The organism is Rhizobium albus (assembly GCA_030160035.1).
GTDB classification, from domain to species: Bacteria; Pseudomonadota; Alphaproteobacteria; order Rhizobiales; family Rhizobiaceae; genus Georhizobium; species Georhizobium albus.
In genome coordinates, this window is sequence record BSNO01000004.1 from 378,854 (window position 1) to 394,872 (window position 16,019).

The following is a 16,019-nucleotide window of genomic DNA, read 5'->3' on the forward strand; positions in this document are numbered from 1 at the left end:
GGACGAACGCCCTTCCGTAGCTATCATCAGCCGCGCAGCGTGCCACCGGTCGCTTTGGTGACGTTATCGACGACACGCAAGGTCAGGGCCTCGAGGTCTTCGTCCGTCAGTGTTCGGTCCGTCGGCTGGATCGAAACTTCGATTGCGACAGACTTGCGGTCTTCCCCGAGCGACGGCCCTTCGAACAGGTCGAACACCGTCACGCCTGCGATCAGTTTCTTGTCTGCCGCCGAGGCGGCTTTCAGGATGTCGGCGCTGCGCACGGCCTTGTCGACGACGAAGGCGAAGTCGCGCTTGACCGCCTGCAGTGGCGAGAGCGTCAATGCGGGCTTCGTGCGCGTCGCCTTGCGCTTGGGCTCGGGAATGGCGTCGACGAACACTTCGAAGCCGGCAAGCGCGCCGGAAACGTCGAGTGTTTCCAGGACCAGCGGGTGGAGCTCGCCGAACGTGCCAAGCACCATCTTCGGGCCGAGTTTGATCGTGCCTGAGCGACCCGGATGGTACCAGGAAGGGCCACCGGGTTCGATCTGCAGCTTGTCGATCGGCGCACCGGCAGCTTCCAGCACCGCGATTGCATCTGCCTTCGCATCGAATACGCCGACGGGCTTGGCGGCGCCGTCCCAATGGCGTCCCGTGCCGGTGAAGCGAGCCGTACCGCGGCGAACGCCGCCCGCGACACGACGCTGGTCGTTCGGGCCGTCGCCTTCATAGGTACCGGAGACTTCGAAGAGCGCCACGTCGCCGATACCGCGATCCGCATTGCGCTGGGCTGCGGCGATGAGGCCGGGCAGCAGCGAAGGACGCATGTCCGACATGTCGGCTGCGATGGGGTTCGAAAGCTTCAGCGATGGCTGTCCGCCACCGAAGGCCTTGGCATGGGCTTCGGGAATGAACGACCAGGTGACGGCTTCCAGCATGCCGCGCACCGCAAGCGTCCGGCGCGCAAGCCGCGTGCGGATCTGCAGCGTCGTCAGGATGCGACCATTGACGGCGCCATGGCTTTGCAGCGGCTGCGGCGCGATCTGGTCAACACCCGTGATCCGCATCACTTCTTCGACGAGATCGGCCTTGCCATCCACGTCCGGCCGCCAGGTGGGCACCAGCACGTCAACAGTATCGCCCGAGCCCTGAACCTCGAAGCCGAGACGGGTCAGAATGCCGGTCGCATCGTCTGGCGCAACGTCGATGCCCGTCAGCCGCTTCACCTCGGAGATGGGGAAGCGGATGCTCTTCCGCTCCGGCGTCTGATATCCGACGACTTCGGCCTCGCTCGGGGTGCCGCCACAGATTTCGGTGACGAGCTGCGTCGCCAGTTCGAGGCCGGGAACCAGGAATTCCGGATCCACGCCACGCTCGAAGCGATAGCGCGCATCGGTGATGATGCCGAGCGAGCGGCCGGTCTTGGCGATGGTGATCGGGTCCCATAGCGCCGATTCGATCAGCACGTCGGTCGTCGTTTCGTCGCAACCCGAATGCTCGCCGCCCATGATGCCGGCAAGCGATTCAACGCCATTGTCGTCGGCAATCACGCACATGGAGCTGTTCAGCGTATAGGTGCGCTCGTCGAGCGCCAGCATCTGTTCGCCATCTGCCGCGCGCCGCACCACGAGGTCGCCCGCAACCTTCGCCGCATCGAAGACGTGCAGCGGCCGGCCGCGATCGAAGGTGATGTAATTGGTGATGTCGACCAGCGCATTGATCGGTCGAAGCCCGATCGCCAAAAGGCGCTTCTGCATCCAGGTGGGGCTCGGTCCGTTCTTCACGCCGCGCACCAGCCGGAGCGCGAAGCCCGGGCAGAGCTCGGGCGCATCGATGCGCACCTTCACTGGGCAAGGGCCTTCGCCGTCCACGGTTGCGATCGGGGCCGTCTTCAGCGTGCCAAGCCCGGCGGCGGCGAGATCGCGCGCGATGCCGGCAACCCCGGTCGCTTCCGGATGGTTCGGCGTCAGGCCGATCTCGATGACCGGATCGTCGAGCCCTGCATAGCTCGCAAAGGTCGTGCCGACAGGCGCATCGTCCGGCAGGTCGATGATGCCGTCATGGGCATCCGACATTTCGAGTTCGCGCTCGGAGCACATCATGCCGCGGCTTTCGACGCCACGGATCGTGCCGACGGCGAGAGTCGTATCGATGCCGGGAACATAGGTGCCGGGTGCTGCAAAGGCGCCGATGAGGCCCGCCCGCGCATTCGGCGCGCCGCAGACCACCTGCACCGGATCGCCGCACCCGGTGTCGACCATGAGCACGCGCAGTTTGTCCGCGTCGGGGTGCTTTTCCGCCGACAGAACCTTGGCGATCACGAAAGGCTGGAGGGCCGCCTTGTCGTCGACGCTCTCGACCTCGAGGCCGATTGCCGTCAGCGTCTCGACGATGCGCTCCAGAGGCGCATCCGTGTCGAGGTGGTCCTTCAACCAGGAGAGTGTGAATTTCATTGTTCGGGGTCCATCAAGGGAGAAATCAGCGTTCGGGCGGAAAGTCGTCGAAGCGCGGCAGATGATCGTCCATCACGACGAACGGCATCTGCCGCTTGCTAAAGGCGTGGAAGGTCGGCGGATGCGCCTCCGGATCGTCCATGAAGCCGAGCGCCAGGTAGACGCGGCCTGAAAGCCGCTCGTCGCGATAGCCGATCTGGCTGCCGCAATCGCCGCAGAACAGACGCTCCACGCCGCCGAAGCGATAGGATTTGGGGGTGCCGAACCAGGTCAGCGCGTCATCCATGAAACCGACAAAGGCCATCACGGGCGCACCCGTCTGCTTGCGACAATCGCGGCAATGGCAATAGGCGCGCCGAAACGGCTCAGCCTTCGTCTCCACCGCAACGCGCGCGCACCGGCATGATCCCGCGTGAGGCATGCGCTACTCCGCCGCAACCGAGGGCGGAACGGCACCCGGTGCTCTCCAGCCGAGCAGCATCGACTTGATCGATATGCCCTCGTCGAGTGTCGGCCACCACAAGCCATCGAACTGCAATTCGATCTCTGCACGAGCGGTCGGTTCGGCGCGCAGAAGAAACGGATACCACCAGAGCGGCGCCTGCACTTCGCGCCCGTCGGCCAGCTTCACGCTGACGCCATCGGCGTCGCAGCGCGCGGCCATGGGACGAACCTCCTCCGTTTCAAACTCCGAAGAATGCATTCCAGGTTCCAATCCAGTCATCACGGTTCTCCGCCACAACGGCCAGAAGCTCCCTCAACTCCCGCTCATTGTATCCGCGATTGTAGCTGACCGACAAATGACGGAGCCAGACTTTCGCGGTGCTGCCTTCCTTCACAATATGGACATGGGGCGGTTCCGGACCATCAGAGGCATAGAAGCGAAACCGGTAGCCATGCCAGATCAGCAGCGTTGGCACCTACCCACTCAAGCCGCCAAACAGCGTCGGCATGTCGAGCGGGCGGAAGCCGTAATGGTTGAGCCAGCGCACATCCGCGTCGAAGAAGGCGCGCAGGTCCGGCATGCCGTATTTCAACATCGCGATGCGGTCGATGCCCATGCCCCAGGCAAAGCCCTGGTATTCGTCGGGATCGAGCCCGCCGGCCTTCAGCACGTTCGGGTGTACCATGCCGCAGCCGAGGATCTCCATCCAGTCAGTGCCCTCCCCGAACTTTACTTCGCTGCCAGATCGGTCGCACTGGATGTCGACTTCCATCGACGGCTCGGTGAAAGGGAAGAAGGATGGCCGGAAGCGCATCTTCACCTGCGGCACTTCGAAGAACGCCTTGCAGAATTCCTCCAGCACCCACTTCATGTTGGCGATGTTGGCCGTCTTGTCGATGACGAGGCCTTCCACCTGGTGGAACATCGGCGAATGCGTTGCGTCGCTGTCCTGGCGGTAGGTCTTGCCGGGGATGACGATGCGGATCGGCGGCTTCTGGGTCTCCATGGTGCGGATCTGCACGGGCGAAGTGTGCGTGCGCAGCACCTTCGCCTCCTCGCCTTCGGCGGCCTTCAGGAAGAACGTGTCGTGCATCTCGCGGGCCGGGTGACCCTCGGGGAAGTTCAGCGCCGTGAAATTGTAGTAGTCCGTCTCGATGTCCGGACCTTCGGCGATCGAAAAGCCCATGTCGGCGAAGATCGCGGTGATTTCGTCGATCACCTGGGTGATCGGGTGGATGCGGCCGATCTCGGTTGGGGATGGCCGCACCGGCAGCGTCACGTCGAGCGTTTCGCGCGAAAGCCGCGCCTCGATGGCCACCGCCTTCAGATGCTGCTTGCGCTCCGCAATGGCATCCGTCACGCGTGTCTTCAGCCCGTTGATCGCTGGGCCCATGGTCTGGCGCTCTTCAGCGCTCATGGCCCCGAGCGTCTTCAGCTTTTCGGAGATCGAGCCCTTCTTGCCGAGCGCCGCGACGCGCACGGCTTCGATCGCCTGTTCGTCATCTGCTTCGGCGATCCGGGCAAGGATCGTCTCTTCCAACTCAACGATGTCGCTCATCCTGGGTCCTGCATGTTGGCGGCCGCTCGGGCCGGCCTTCTTCGGCGGGTCTTAAATCAGAAAGCGCCCCGGCCTCCAAGGGCTTCGATGACGCCGTCGCGGCTGTCGGTGCCGAAAACACGGCCATGGCTCGCAGCAACCGATCGAGGTCGCCACCGCGGTGAACCTTCGCCATCGCTTCGCCAACCCGCTGCAGCGGCTTGAAGAAGGCGATGAGCCTGTCGAGCGCCGCGCAGGTGGCGGCGGGCGCCCTGGCGCGATAGGCGTCAAGCACGCTTTGCGGCGTTTCGGCATCGCGCGACAGGGCGACGACCCCGAACTGATAGAGAAAGGCATCGCGCGCCTGCGCTTCGGCAAGCGGCATCACTGCTTCCGGCTCCTCCTCGAAGTCCATGAAGCCCCAGTTCTGGCCGTCGTGGAACATATCCCGGGGATGTGGCCGTCCGTGGCAAAGCCCGAGGCGGTGCGCCTTGGCAAGCGCCTCGCCGCCACCTCTCAGCAGGCGGTGACTGTCGGCAGCAGTGGCCGCCCCGTCCACCAGCGAAAGCAGCGTCGGCGGGCCGTTGCGCAGCACCAGGATCGGCCCCTTGCGGTAGACAAGGCCGGCGGTGATGAAGCCTGCACGCTGGAAGGCCTCCATCTTGCGCAACTCGCGATCGACCTGGGCGTGTGGCTTCAGCAATCTGGAAGACCGCAGGAATGGCTTCGGCATCAGGGGTGTCGCCCAGCCATGCAGCCGTTTGCCGAGCGGCCGGCTTTCGGCATCGTAGCGCTTGACCCATACAGTGTCGCCATCGACCACGGCACGGCTGATGCGCTCGCCGCGCGAGGAAGCAAGCAGCGCCAGAAGGTCGCGCAGACCTTCCGGTGACATCTCATCCTCTGTGCGGGTGTTGCGCATCGTCCTGCATGCTCCAGAAACGAAAAAACCCGCGCCGGTCAGCCAGCGCGGGTTCCTTCAGGCGAATGGTATCGTGAAGGCGCTGGCTTAGCGGACAGCGCTTTCAAATGCGTTCGGCGTCGTGTCTTTCAGATACTCGAGCGCTTTCTTGGCTGCTGCAACCAGCGCGCCGAATGCTTCCGGCTCGTGGATGGCCATGTCGGACAGCACCTTGCGGTCGACTTCGATGCCGGACTTGGTCAGGCCATCGATGAAGCGGCCGTAGGTCAGGCCGTGCTCGCGAACGGCTGCGTTGATGCGCTGGACCCAGAGAGCGCGGAAATTGCGCTTCCGGTTCTTGCGATCGCGATATGCGTACTGCATCGAACGATCGACGGCAGCCTTTGCTGCGCGGATCGTGTTCTTGCGGCGGCCGTAAAAGCCTTTTGCCTTCTTCAGGACTTTCTTGTGCTTGGCGTGCGAAGTGACGCCTCTTTTCACGCGTGCCATGGTGTGATCTCCTTAAATCTCGGTCGGGGCGAAGGTCTCAGAGACCGTTCGGCAGGAACTTCTTGACGATCTTGGCGTCGGCGTCCGAAAGGACCATCGTGCCGCGTGCGTCGCGAATGAACTTGTTCGACCGCTTGATCATGCCATGGCGCTTGCCGGCAGCAGCTGCGAGAACCTTGCCGGAACCCGTGATCTTGAACCGCTTTTTGGCGGATGCCTTCGTCTTCATCTTGGGCATTTTGCTCTCCTTTGTGAGGCTTTCGACCGGCATTGCCGTTCGAGCCCCGTGATGCAGCGTTTCCCGCACTCTGGTTCGCCGAAGCAAACGAGGGTCATGTTCGCCATCGTGAAATGGCTGCCCAAGACCCCTGCGGAACGCTTGGTTGGTGATCTGTGCGAACCGGAGACGACCCGGCCTCACACTAGCATTCGGAACAGACACGGCATGCCCTGCCGGACTGTTCGGACGCGGCCATATACCGGGAGTGGGGCCGTTACGCAAGAGGTTGCAGCGCGATTGGCACACGCAGCGTTCGTCATTTTGCGGTGGTGAACCGGTGGTATTTCATCGTGCACGACCTATCTGAGGCAGGCAATCGCGGCATCCTCCCACTTGGCCGCTGAACAAGAATGAAGGACCAGACCCTATGGCAGACACGCTGTTCACACCGATCCAGCTCGGCGCCCTGAACGTCCCGAACCGCATCTTCATGGCTCCCCTGACCCGCAACCGCGCGAAGTCCGATGGCACGCCGAACGCCATGGCCGAGACCTATTACGGCCAGCGCGCTTCTGCCGGCCTCCTCATTTCCGAAGCGACCCAGATTTCGCCTTACGGCAAGGGCTACATCGATACACCCGGCATTTACACCGACGAGCATGTGGCCGCGTGGCGCGGCATCACCGACGCGGTTCACGCCAATGGCGGCCGCATCTTCTGCCAGCTCTGGCATGTGGGCCGCATCAGCCATTCCTCGCTCCTGCCGAACAATGATGCGCCGGTGTCCTCCACAGATGTCGCTGCCAATGCCAAGACCTTCACGGCGAACGGTTTCGAGGCGACGTCCAAGCCGCGCGCCCTGGCCCTCAGCGAAATCCCTCAGCTGATCGAGGATTATGCCCACGCCGCAAAGCTTGCGATCCAGGCCGGCTTCGACGGCGTGGAAGTGCATTCCGCCAATGGCTATCTGCTCGACCAGTTCCTGCAGGACGGCGTCAACAAGCGCGACGACGTCTATGGTGGTTCGATCGAGAACCGCACGCGGCTCACGCTCGAAGTGGTCGACCGGGTCGTGAAGGAAATCGGTGCCGATCGCACCGGCATCCGTCTGTCGCCCCGTGGCGATTCCAACGACATTTCCGACAGCGATCCGGAAGCCTTGTTCTCGGCGCTTTACAAGGCGCTGGATCAGCGCAAGCTCGCCTATCTGCACATTGTAGAGCGCTTCGGCCACGGCAGTGAAGGCGGCGAAGAGCTGATCAAGAAGCTGCGCCCGAACTGGACCGGCTTCTACATCGCCAATGGCGCCTATGATGCGGAAAGCTCCGCCAAGGTCGTCGCTGAAGGCTATGCCCATGCGGTCGCGATCGGCAAGCCATTCATCGCCAACCCGGACCTGCCGGAACGCTTCCGCACCGGCGCGCCCCTCAACGCGCAGGACACCGACACGTTCTACGGCGGTGGCGCCAAGGGCTACATCGATTATCCCTTCGCAACGCTCGAACGTGAAAAGGCTGCCTGACCACGCGGCACTGCCTATCGGTGACTGATAAAAGGGCGTCGCGAAAGCGGCGCCCTTTTTCTCGTCCGGGCTAGTAAAGCCGCAGCAGCACGGGCAGCACGCCGCTCGACTGCAGCCATTCGACGATCTCGAGCGCCGGCATCGCCACGAAGAAGACCATGCCGTCGATGAACGTCCGGTAGAGCCGGGCCGGCTGCACCACGAGGCTCTCTTCGTTGACGACTTTAAGTGTGCGCGGCACGAAGCGCGGCACGCGATTGAGATAGGCGCGATATGGCTCGCCGAAGGCAGGCAGCAGAAACCGCTCCTCGCGCAGGATCACGACGTGGAAGGCAAGGGCGCATCCGATCAGGAAAACAAACGCCACGATCAGGCTTCCCGTCTGCGCCCCGACGCCGAACGCTGCGATCGACGAAAACAGATAGAGCGGATTGCGGCTGATCGAGTAGGGGCCCGCCGTCACGATCGCATAGGCCTTGCTGCCGCCGATATAGAGCGTGCACCACATGCGGCCGAGAATGCCGGCTGCGATCGTGCCGATCCCGATTGCCTCTATGAACTCATGCCCTTCTTCGCCCCATGCGGAGCGCACGAAGAGCAGCGCGATCACCAATGCGGCGATGATGAGCGCCAGCACAAGCCGGCGCATACGCTGGAAGTTCTGAAGTTTACCCCGTTCCTGCGTGGTCTGGTCCATGAATTGTCCGTCAACAAGCCAAAGCGGATGTCTTAATCAGCCGGCTCCCGAAATGAAAAAACTCCCCGGGCCATCTGGCACGGGGAGCTTGAACGGAGCAACGGGCTATATTTAGCGCGGTGCGAGAACCATCATCATCTGTCGGCCTTCGAGCTTGGGCTCGGCCTCGACCTTGGCGATTTCGGCGGTCTGTTCCTTGACCTTCTGAAGAAGCCGCATGCCGAGTTCCTGGTGCGCCATTTCACGACCACGGAAACGCAGCGTCACCTTCACCTTGTCACCTTCTTCGAAGAAGCGGTTCATGGCGCGCATCTTCACGTCATAATCATGCGTGTCGATGTTCGGGCGCATCTTGATTTCTTTGACCTCGACGGTCTTCTGCTTCTTGCGCGCCTCGGCGGCTTTTTTCTGCTTTTCGTATTTGAGCTTGCCGAGGTCCTGCACCTTGCAGACGGGAGGCTCGGCATTGGGTGAGATTTCGACGAGGTCGAGGCCGGCTTCCGCCGCGATCTCCAGCGCCTCGTTGATGGGCACTATTCCGCGGTTATTGCCTTCGGCATCGATCAACTGAACTTGGCTTGCCCGGATTTCCTCATTGGCCCGCGGTCCATCCTTGGTTGGCGGCGGCGCTCTGAACGGTCTGCGAATGGTCGTGTTCTCCTCGAACTGTTGAACCTGTGGCTGAATGTACTGCGAAGACGAAATCGCCGGAATTGCCCGCAATGTCGTTATCGCTTGCTTTGAGTCAATAGCACGCCCAGTCAGAAATAGCATCCACGCGCGGTGATTCTGCCGTCAATTGCCCCGAAAATGCCACCAGCAAGGAAATCGACATGCAGGAGCATACATCCAAGGGACTGGAACTCGTCGTCGGAGAGGGTGATGAGGCACGCACCATCGCGGTCGCCTTTCGGCCGGGGCTCGGCGGCCACAATCGTCCCGGCCTCGTCTGGCTCGGCGGCTACCGGTCCGACATGAGCGGCACCAAGGCGCTCGAACTCGACGCCTATGCGGCGCGCGAGGGGCTGGAATGCCTGCGCTTCGACTATTCCGGACATGGTGCATCCGGGGGTGCGTTCGAAGACGGCACGATTTCACGCTGGCTGGAGGAGGCGCTCGCCGTCTTCGACAGGCACACGACCGGACCTCAGATACTGGTCGGCTCGTCCATGGGCGGCTGGATTGCACTTCTTATGGCAAAGGCCCTGAAGCAGCGCGGTGATGCCGGCCGTCTGGCAGGCATGCTGCTTCTCGCACCGGCGCCGGATTTCACCGCCGAACTCATCGAGCCAGGCCTCACCGATGCCCAACGCGCTGATCTTTCCGAAAAAGGTCGTTTCGAGGAACCGACACCCTACGGGCCCGACCCGAATATCTACACCCGTGCGCTGATCGAGGATGGCCGTGCAAACAGCGTTCTGAATGGTGTCATCGACACCGGATGTCCTGTCACGATCATTCAGGGAATGCAGGATCCGGACGTGCCCTATACTCACGCTTTGCGGCTGATGGAGCACCTCCCGGCTGACGATGTCGTCCTCACATTGGTACGCGATGGTGATCATCGCCTGTCGCGCCCGGCCGATATCGGCCGCATGCTGAAGGCGCTCAACGATCTCATCGCCGGCGGCCATTGAGAGGCGATCACGAAACCGCGTGCTGACGAACTGTAGCGCTGAAGACACAACCAGGCTTGGCCGGTAACCATAACTGCAATCGCGGGGGTTGGCCCGATTGACTTTGCATCATCACCAATTTTAACTGTTTGTTAACGATGATGCTGAGGCGGGGCGACCAACGGTGCTGACGATTGCGAGAATTGGAGCAGCCATTGCCATGGCGGGCTTCGTTTCCCTGGCCATGCCGTCGGCAAACGCCGAGGCCGAGCCGTCCCGGTCGATGATCACCGGCCCTTTGACGTCACAGCCTATCGGTCATTACGATTTCTGTCGCCGGCATTATTCGGAATGCGCCGTTCGCACCACGGCAAGCCGCGCACCGGACATCACTGACTACGGCTGGGAAGTCGTGCAGGAGGTGAACCTTGCGGTAAACAGCACGATCGTGCCGCGCACCGACATGGAAATGCACGGCATCGAAGAGCACTGGTCCTATCCCGATCTCGAAGGCGATTGCGAAGACTACGTGCTTCTGAAGCGCCTGATGCTGATGGAGCGCGGCTTCTCCGCTTCGGACCTTCTCATCACCGTCGTTCGCAAGGCCGATGGCGAGGGTCACGCCGTTCTCACGCTGCGGACGTCAAACGGCGACTACGTTCTGGACAACTTGTCCGACGAGGTGCAGCTCTGGAGCGAAACATCTTACGTCTTCCTCAAGCGCCAGGCATCCTTCCACACCGGTCGTTGGGTTTCGATTGAGAACTCCACAGACGTTCTGGTCGGTGCGCTTCAGTAGTCGAAGCGTCGCGGGCTTGCCGGGGGCTGAGCTCGTGCCCCCGCCAGCACCTCAGCGGATGGCCCCAACACTATCTGCTTGATTTCGAAAGCGTTTACGAAACGTTGACGCCTGGGCGACTAGAATGTACGCCGTGTTTCCACCAGCGACAATTTGTCTTCGAAGCTGTTGTGGATCGGTGGAACCAAACCAATCGGCTGGTGTTTGTCGAGTATTAATCCCAAGGCGGCACGACCAAAATGAGTAATGTTCGTGGGCTGCGTCTCGAAGACGTGGTTCTTCACCAGATCCAGACGAGCCCAAACCGGCGCCTTCTCGCCGGCATGGACCCGTTCCGCGTCCCGGAGGGAACTCCTGACGCAATGGTGGACCTGCTCCGCAAGATGGATGCTGCCGAAATGGCGAATGTCCAGCGGGGCTCGAACCGCGATCGTCATTCTGGCTACTGAACAGCCGAAACTTCAAGAAAGCAGTGTTGCTGCCTTCCGCACACGCGCAATATCGTATTCGCTGGTGAGCGTGTTTGACGCACGATCCATCGACACGCGCGAAATCTGCCGCGCCGCGTTTCCAAACAGCGGCTCATCCATCGCAGCGAGCGCTGCCAGGGACTTCTGCAACTTGACCTGAACTTCGAACTTGTCCGCGCCATCGCGCGCGATCGGGGTGAACAGGTGGTCGAGAAATTCCAGGATCGGCAACCGGGTCATCCGAAGGTTGGAATATTCGGGCGCATCTTCAGCTTCGTCGATCTTGTCGGAGCATAGTGCGATCAGCCGCACGCCTCGTCCTAAGACGTCGATCGCAGTGCCGGGGTCGTTGATGCCCGGCGAAAGGGCGCGGGACGCAATTTCCGAGAGCACCGCCAGGCCGAACAGCGGGTCTTCATCGAAGGTTCGTTCGCGACCGATGGTAAAGGTGGACCGGACCTCGTCTGCATCGACGCTTCCCGACACCACGGCCACCAGCGGCTCTGATTTGTGAACGAACACCCCGGGACGCGACAGCACCGTCACGATCGCTCCGGCTTCGCCCACGATCGTGTCCAGCTGCTGCATGTCGATATGGGCGACATAGCCGATGTCATTGGCCAGAATGCGCGTTGCGCTTTGCGGCACGGCGTCATCGGCGATTTCCACAGCGCCCATGGTCGGCGCCCTGTGATAGGCCTGCAACGCATCCCGCGCTGCCAACTCCACCGTTCTTGTGGTTTCGTTCACCCGCCCAAGGCGCGTCAGATGGTCGATCCAGCGCAGCAACGCGGCAATGACAATGATGATGACCAAAATCGTCACGGCGAACAGAACGACCCGCCCACCGCTGCCATAGGCCTCCATCGACAAAACGATGATGCCGACCAGGCTGTAGAGAAACGTGCCGATAAAGGTCGCGAGCACCGAATGCGTGGTCGTGTCCGCCATCAACAGGCGGGTTGCGCGCGGCGTCACGTCCTGCGTGGATGCGGTGAAGGCGGTCACCATCGTCGTCAGCGAGAACGTGGTAATCGTCAGCATGCTCGTTGCGAGAATGTTGAGGATCGTATCGATCGCGCCTGCGCCCACGGCATCCTCGAAGCCGTCGGGAATCAGCGGATCGAGAACGACCGCCGCGAAGGCCGTGATCAGGCCCAGAATTGAGTAGAGAACCGCCCGCACCCAGAGCCGCTCGAACAGGCGTCTCAGCTTCCATTGCCATTTCCGCATTGCGTCCGCCGTCGATTGTCGGCCGGCACGCCGGATCCGATCATGGAAGTGTTCCGAATGTCGCCATCATCTGCACCGCCAAGTTTGCATCTGCAAGTCTTGTGAGTGGAGAGACGAGGGCCGCGGAAAGCTGCTAGAGGCGGGATTTCAGCCAGTCATTGGCGCTCGATTTGAGGTGACGGCTGGCCCAATGGCTGCCGGCGCGCATCTGCGCGATGAAGATGGCATCCACGTCGTCCATGAAGGTGTGGACCCAGTCGCGCAGTTCGGTCGCATCCTTCTCCACATCGAGCGCCCAGAGCCCATCGATCAGTTTCACGCCGCCTTCGCGATCCATCGCCTCCTGCAACCGATCATAGGGCCGTTCGGTGCGTCCCTCGTAGCCGATGAGATAGATCGCCATCGTCGTCCTCCACTATGCATCGCAGGACGATGAGCATAACCCGAAGCCGGGTTGCCAGAAAGCATGTCGGCACCCACGGAGATCGATAGGAAACGTTAGGCAGCTGTGCGACATTCTCGCCGTGCGACAGTATCGACACTGGCGCCCTCGGCCCCATCGCTTAGTTTTGAGGCTGCGGTGAGGAGAGAAAGAAAAAACGAGAGAAGACAATGGACGCATTAATCCTGTCGCGCATGCAATTTGCTGCGAACATCTCCTTCCATATCCTCTTTCCCACCATCACGATCGCGCTTGGCTGGGTGCTGCTGTTCTTCAAGTGGCGCTATGAGCGGACCGGCAATGACGCCTGGATGAAAGCCTATTTCTTCTGGGTGAAGGTCTTCGCGCTGTCCTTCGCGCTTGGCGTCGTGTCCGGCATTACGATGAGCTTCCAGTTCGGCACGAACTGGCCCGGTTTCATGGAAACCGTCGGCAATGTCGCCGGTCCGCTGCTCGCTTACGAAGTGCTGACGGCGTTTTTCCTTGAGGCCGTATTCCTCGGCATCATGCTCTTTGGTTTTTCTCGCGTGTCGAGCCGTATCCACACGCTGGCGACTTTCCTCGTGGCCTTCGGCACCACCATGTCGGCCTTCTGGATCATCGCGCTGAACTCGTGGATGCACACGCCGCAGGGCTTTGAGATGCGTGACGGCGTGGCGCATGCTACCGACTGGTTCGCCATCATCTTCAATCCGTCCATGCCGTACCGTTTCGTGCACATGCTGCTCGCCTCGGGCCTGACCGTCGCCTTCCTCATGGCCGGGCTTTCGGCGCTGCGCTGGATCTACGGCGATCGCTCCGAGCCCATGTACAAGGCGCTGCGCACCGGCGTTTACCTCGGCGCGATCCTGATCCCGGTGCAGATCTTCGCCGGTGACATGCACGGCCTGAACACGCTGGAACACCAGCCGCAGAAAGTCGCGGCCATGGAAGCGAACTGGGAAACGCGGGGCAATGTGCCGCTCGTCCTCTTCGCTCTGCCGGACGAGGAGGCGCGCGAAAACCGCTTCGAGATTGGCATCCCGAGCGGCGCGTCGCTCATCCTCAAGCACCATGCTGATGGCGTCGTGCCGGGCCTCAACGACTTCGTCGCCGAAGACGGTACGGTTGAGCACCCGCCTGTGCTGCCGCTCTTCATCTCGTTCCGCGTCATGGTTGGCGTCGGCATGCTGATGCTGGTCGTGTCCTGGGCGGCGGCCTGGATGCTGTGGCGTCGCGACGACATCAACAAGCCGATGGCTTTCGTGCTCGCCGGCATGGCCTTCTCGGGCTGGATCGCAACGCTTGCCGGTTGGTACACGACCGAGATCGGACGTCAGCCCTGGCTGGTTTCGGGCGTGGTCACAACCGCCGAAGCCGTTGCCCCCGTGCCGGGCGCCCATGTGGCCCTCACATTCGCAACCTATCTCGCGCTCTATGCGGTGCTGATCGTCGTCTACCTGACCGTGCTCTACAAGCTCGCGATCCGCGCCCATTACGGCAACATCGAAAAAGACCCGGATCCGCGCGGCGACAGTGTCTCCATGGGCAAGGCGACAGGCGAAGCCCTGCAGCCGGCGGAATAGGAGCGGACCTGATGTTCGGCTACGAACCTGACGTCATCCTGCCCCTGATCTTTGCGGGCCTGATGGGAATTTCGATCCTCGTCTACGTCATCCTGGACGGGTTCGATCTCGGCATCGGCATCCTCTCGGTCTTCGGCACCGACGACGAGAAGGACACGATGATCGCCTCGATCGGCCCGTTCTGGGATGCGAACGAAACCTGGCTCGTCCTGTCGATCGGCCTTCTCCTGGTGGCTTTTCCGATCGCGCACGGCATCATCCTGACGGCGCTCTACCTGCCCGTTTTCGTGCTGCTCGTCGGTCTTGTCCTTCGCGGCATTGCCTTCGACTTCCGCTCCAAGGTCAGCGCGCAGTCGAAGTGGATGTGGAACCTCCTGTTCTTCATCGGCTCCGTCATGTCGTCGCTGTCGCAGGGCTACATGCTCGGCATCTACGTGCTGGGGCTCGATCTCAGCTGGGCATCGGCAGGCTTTGCAGCGCTTGTCGGCCTCTGCCTCGCGGCCTCTTACGGCGCTGTCGGCGCAGCCTGGCTGATCTACAAGACGGAAGGCCAGCTGCAGGAAAAGGCCGTCATCTGGATGCGCATGTGCCTGCTCTTGACGGCGGCGGGTATGGCGATGATCTCCATCGCGACGCCATTCGCCTCGGCCCGCATCTTTGACAAATGGTTCACGACGCCGGAAATCTACCTGCTGGCTCCGCTGCCGCTTCTGACGGGCGCCGTCTTCGCCGGCCTCTGGTTCCTGACAGCAAAGCTGCCCCGGCCGGACGATTCCTATGCGCTGGTGCCCTTTCTGGCGATGGCGACGATCTTCACGCTCGGCTTCGCCGGGCTCGCCTACTCGTTCTATCCCTATATCGTGCCGGATCAGCTGACGATCTACGAAGCGGCAAGCGCTCCGGAAAGCCTGATGATCATCCTTGTCGGCACGGCCATCGTGCTTCCGACCATCGGCGGCTACACGATCCTCGCCTACCGTATCTTCCGGGGGAAGGCGACGGAGTTGAAATACGACTGACCCAGCAAGTCAGCCGAAAACGTCGCACCTCGCCGGGGATCATTCGGCGAGGTGGGAAAGCGGCAGCGGCTCCGGCCCCTTGATGTTGCGCAGCACAAGGTTGGTGCGCACGTCCCGCACCCCCTCGATGCGCATCAGGTCCTCGGCGATGAAGCGGTTGAGTGCTTCCACGTCCGGCAGTACCGCGTGCAGCATGAAGTCATGGTCCCCCGTCAGCGCCCAGCAGGCAATCACCGGCTCCATCGCCTCGACCTTGGTGACGAACCTGTCCGGTGACTGATCACTGTGGCTGATAAGCCGAACCAGCACGAACACTTCCACCGAAAGCCCGATCTTGCGGCGATCGAGCCGGGCGCCAAAGCCCTCGATCACCCCGCTTTCCATCATGGCCTCCAGCCTGCGTGCGCAGGGCGTGGCGGAAAGCCCGACCGCGGCCGCCAACTCGGTGGTCGGCATGCGGCCCGACCTCTGAAGGCGATCGAGCATTCTGACCTCGAACCAGTCGAGGTGGATCTCCCCCGCTTTCGGTGATTTTTTGGGCTCTTTCACTCAAGCCTCCTCCTTCGCTGGTCCAGTCAGCCGGAAAACACTCCAGCAGCGGCGCTAGAATG

At 62.0% G+C, this 16,019-nt stretch carries 19 protein-coding genes; 6 read left to right on the top strand and 13 right to left on the bottom strand.

The annotated features are described in order from the left end of the window. Positions 1-26: 26 nt before the first annotated feature. The 8 genes from pheT to rpmI all read right to left on the bottom strand — a co-directional run bounded on the left by pheT (position 27) and on the right by rpmI (position 6,063). Positions 27-2,432: a phenylalanine--tRNA ligase subunit beta gene (pheT, locus tag QQL76_RS17080; protein ID WP_499208670.1), complete on the bottom strand. Its 2,406-nt coding sequence runs from the start codon at positions 2,430-2,432 to the stop codon at positions 27-29. Positions 2,433-2,457: 25 nt separating this feature from the next. Next, positions 2,458-2,853 (bottom strand): GFA family protein, encoded by a 396-nt coding sequence (locus tag QQL76_RS17085; protein WP_499208671.1) that lies wholly within the window; start codon positions 2,851-2,853, stop codon positions 2,458-2,460. 3 nt (positions 2,854-2,856) lie between these two features. Next, the gene (locus tag QQL76_RS17090; RefSeq protein WP_499208672.1) at positions 2,857-3,096 is read right to left on the bottom strand and encodes a DUF2442 domain-containing protein; all 240 of its coding nucleotides are present in this window, start codon (positions 3,094-3,096) and stop codon (positions 2,857-2,859) included. A 19-nt stretch (positions 3,097-3,115) separates the two neighbouring features. Beyond that, complete coding sequence (locus tag QQL76_RS17095; RefSeq protein ID WP_499208673.1) at positions 3,116-3,352, bottom strand: DUF4160 domain-containing protein; 237 nt, start codon at positions 3,350-3,352, stop codon at positions 3,116-3,118. Beyond that, complete coding sequence (gene pheS, locus QQL76_RS17100; protein ID WP_499208674.1) at positions 3,353-4,435, bottom strand: phenylalanine--tRNA ligase subunit alpha; 1,083 nt, start codon at positions 4,433-4,435, stop codon at positions 3,353-3,355. Further along, positions 4,419-5,336, bottom strand: coding sequence for a BUD32 family EKC/KEOPS complex subunit (locus QQL76_RS17105; protein ID WP_499208675.1), 918 nt, complete (start codon positions 5,334-5,336; stop codon positions 4,419-4,421). Before QQL76_RS17105 ends, pheS begins: the two co-directional genes overlap by 17 nt. A gap of 87 nt (positions 5,337-5,423) precedes the next feature. Then, on the bottom strand, positions 5,424-5,825 hold the full coding sequence (rplT, locus tag QQL76_RS17110) for a 50S ribosomal protein L20 (protein WP_126007109.1): 402 nt from the start codon (positions 5,823-5,825) through the stop codon (positions 5,424-5,426). 37 nt (positions 5,826-5,862) lie between these two features. Next, entirely contained in the window at positions 5,863-6,063 is a 201-nt protein-coding gene (gene rpmI / locus QQL76_RS17115) for a 50S ribosomal protein L35 (protein ID WP_126007107.1), read from the bottom strand. Positions 6,064-6,472: 409 nt separating this feature from the next. On the opposite strand from rpmI, the gene QQL76_RS17120 reads away from it, so the two are divergent. Beyond that, positions 6,473-7,567: an alkene reductase gene (locus QQL76_RS17120; protein ID WP_499208676.1), complete on the top strand. Its 1,095-nt coding sequence runs from the start codon at positions 6,473-6,475 to the stop codon at positions 7,565-7,567. Between the two features lie 70 nt (positions 7,568-7,637). On the opposite strand, the gene QQL76_RS17125 is transcribed toward QQL76_RS17120, so the two are convergent. Both QQL76_RS17125 and infC read right to left on the bottom strand, forming a co-directional pair. Further along, positions 7,638-8,264: a methyltransferase family protein gene (locus tag QQL76_RS17125; protein ID WP_499208677.1), complete on the bottom strand. Its 627-nt coding sequence runs from the start codon at positions 8,262-8,264 to the stop codon at positions 7,638-7,640. 111 nt (positions 8,265-8,375) lie between these two features. Then, positions 8,376-8,912 carry a translation initiation factor IF-3 gene (infC, locus tag QQL76_RS17130; RefSeq protein ID WP_245451508.1) on the bottom strand — a complete coding sequence of 179 codons (537 nt, stop codon included), beginning with the start codon at positions 8,910-8,912 and terminating at the stop codon, positions 8,376-8,378. Positions 8,913-9,097: 185 nt separating this feature from the next. Here infC and QQL76_RS17135 point away from each other — a divergent pair, with 185 nt between their 5' ends. The 3 genes from QQL76_RS17135 to QQL76_RS17145 all read left to right on the top strand — a co-directional run bounded on the left by QQL76_RS17135 (position 9,098) and on the right by QQL76_RS17145 (position 11,128). Next, positions 9,098-9,901: an alpha/beta hydrolase gene (locus tag QQL76_RS17135; protein WP_499208678.1), complete on the top strand. Its 804-nt coding sequence runs from the start codon at positions 9,098-9,100 to the stop codon at positions 9,899-9,901. 199 nt (positions 9,902-10,100) lie between these two features. After that, entirely contained in the window at positions 10,101-10,679 is a 579-nt protein-coding gene (locus QQL76_RS17140; protein ID WP_499208679.1) for a transglutaminase-like cysteine peptidase, read from the top strand. A 239-nt stretch (positions 10,680-10,918) separates the two neighbouring features. Continuing rightward, positions 10,919-11,128: a hypothetical protein gene (locus QQL76_RS17145; protein ID WP_499208680.1), complete on the top strand. Its 210-nt coding sequence runs from the start codon at positions 10,919-10,921 to the stop codon at positions 11,126-11,128. A gap of 12 nt (positions 11,129-11,140) precedes the next feature. Here the strand turns inward: QQL76_RS17145 and QQL76_RS17150 are convergent, their stop codons facing one another. Beyond that, positions 11,141-12,382, bottom strand: coding sequence for a DUF2254 domain-containing protein (locus tag QQL76_RS17150; protein ID WP_499208681.1), 1,242 nt, complete (start codon positions 12,380-12,382; stop codon positions 11,141-11,143). Positions 12,383-12,515: 133 nt separating this feature from the next. Continuing rightward, positions 12,516-12,785, bottom strand: a complete 270-nt coding sequence (locus QQL76_RS17155; protein WP_499208682.1) for a hypothetical protein — start codon at positions 12,783-12,785, stop codon at positions 12,516-12,518. Positions 12,786-12,994: 209 nt separating this feature from the next. On the opposite strand from QQL76_RS17155, the gene QQL76_RS17160 reads away from it, so the two are divergent. Together QQL76_RS17160 and QQL76_RS17165 are read left to right on the top strand one after the other, a co-directional pair. Next, entirely contained in the window at positions 12,995-14,389 is a 1,395-nt protein-coding gene (locus tag QQL76_RS17160) for a cytochrome ubiquinol oxidase subunit I (RefSeq protein WP_499208683.1), read from the top strand. An 11-nt stretch (positions 14,390-14,400) separates the two neighbouring features. Beyond that, a complete protein-coding gene (locus tag QQL76_RS17165; protein ID WP_126007089.1) occupies positions 14,401-15,408 on the top strand; it encodes a cytochrome d ubiquinol oxidase subunit II in 1,008 nt (335 codons plus the stop codon). Positions 15,409-15,447: 39 nt separating this feature from the next. Here QQL76_RS17165 and QQL76_RS17170 read toward each other — a convergent pair whose 3' ends face one another. Beyond that, positions 15,448-15,894, bottom strand: a complete 447-nt coding sequence (locus QQL76_RS17170; RefSeq protein ID WP_499208961.1) for an Lrp/AsnC family transcriptional regulator — start codon at positions 15,892-15,894, stop codon at positions 15,448-15,450. Between the last annotated feature and the right edge of the window lie 125 nt (positions 15,895-16,019).

Excerpts from the sequence above, each read along its gene's own strand:
- pheT (WP_499208670.1), bottom strand. The coding sequence starts at position 2,432 with ATGAAATTCACACTCTCCTGGTTGAAGGACCACCTCGACACGGATGCG.
- QQL76_RS17085 (WP_499208671.1), bottom strand. The coding sequence starts at position 2,853 with ATGCCTCACGCGGGATCATGCCGGTGCGCGCGCGTTGCGGTGGAGACG.
- QQL76_RS17090 (WP_499208672.1), bottom strand. The coding sequence starts at position 3,096 with ATGGCCGCGCGCTGCGACGCCGATGGCGTCAGCGTGAAGCTGGCCGAC.
- pheS (WP_499208674.1), bottom strand. The coding sequence starts at position 4,435 with ATGAGCGACATCGTTGAGTTGGAAGAGACGATCCTTGCCCGGATCGCC.
- QQL76_RS17105 (WP_499208675.1), bottom strand. The coding sequence starts at position 5,336 with ATGCGCAACACCCGCACAGAGGATGAGATGTCACCGGAAGGTCTGCGC.
- rplT (WP_126007109.1), bottom strand. The coding sequence starts at position 5,825 with ATGGCACGCGTGAAAAGAGGCGTCACTTCGCACGCCAAGCACAAGAAA.
- rpmI (WP_126007107.1), bottom strand. The coding sequence starts at position 6,063 with ATGCCCAAGATGAAGACGAAGGCATCCGCCAAAAAGCGGTTCAAGATC.
- QQL76_RS17120 (WP_499208676.1), top strand. The coding sequence starts at position 6,473 with ATGGCAGACACGCTGTTCACACCGATCCAGCTCGGCGCCCTGAACGTC.
- QQL76_RS17125 (WP_499208677.1), bottom strand. The coding sequence starts at position 8,264 with ATGGACCAGACCACGCAGGAACGGGGTAAACTTCAGAACTTCCAGCGT.
- QQL76_RS17135 (WP_499208678.1), top strand. The coding sequence starts at position 9,098 with ATGCAGGAGCATACATCCAAGGGACTGGAACTCGTCGTCGGAGAGGGT.
- QQL76_RS17140 (WP_499208679.1), top strand. The coding sequence starts at position 10,101 with ATGGCGGGCTTCGTTTCCCTGGCCATGCCGTCGGCAAACGCCGAGGCC.
- QQL76_RS17145 (WP_499208680.1), top strand. The coding sequence starts at position 10,919 with ATGAGTAATGTTCGTGGGCTGCGTCTCGAAGACGTGGTTCTTCACCAG.
- QQL76_RS17150 (WP_499208681.1), bottom strand. The coding sequence starts at position 12,382 with ATGCGGAAATGGCAATGGAAGCTGAGACGCCTGTTCGAGCGGCTCTGG.
- QQL76_RS17155 (WP_499208682.1), bottom strand. The coding sequence starts at position 12,785 with ATGGCGATCTATCTCATCGGCTACGAGGGACGCACCGAACGGCCCTAT.
- QQL76_RS17160 (WP_499208683.1), top strand. The coding sequence starts at position 12,995 with ATGGACGCATTAATCCTGTCGCGCATGCAATTTGCTGCGAACATCTCC.
- QQL76_RS17165 (WP_126007089.1), top strand. The coding sequence starts at position 14,401 with ATGTTCGGCTACGAACCTGACGTCATCCTGCCCCTGATCTTTGCGGGC.
- QQL76_RS17170 (WP_499208961.1), bottom strand. The coding sequence starts at position 15,894 with ATGCTCGATCGCCTTCAGAGGTCGGGCCGCATGCCGACCACCGAGTTG.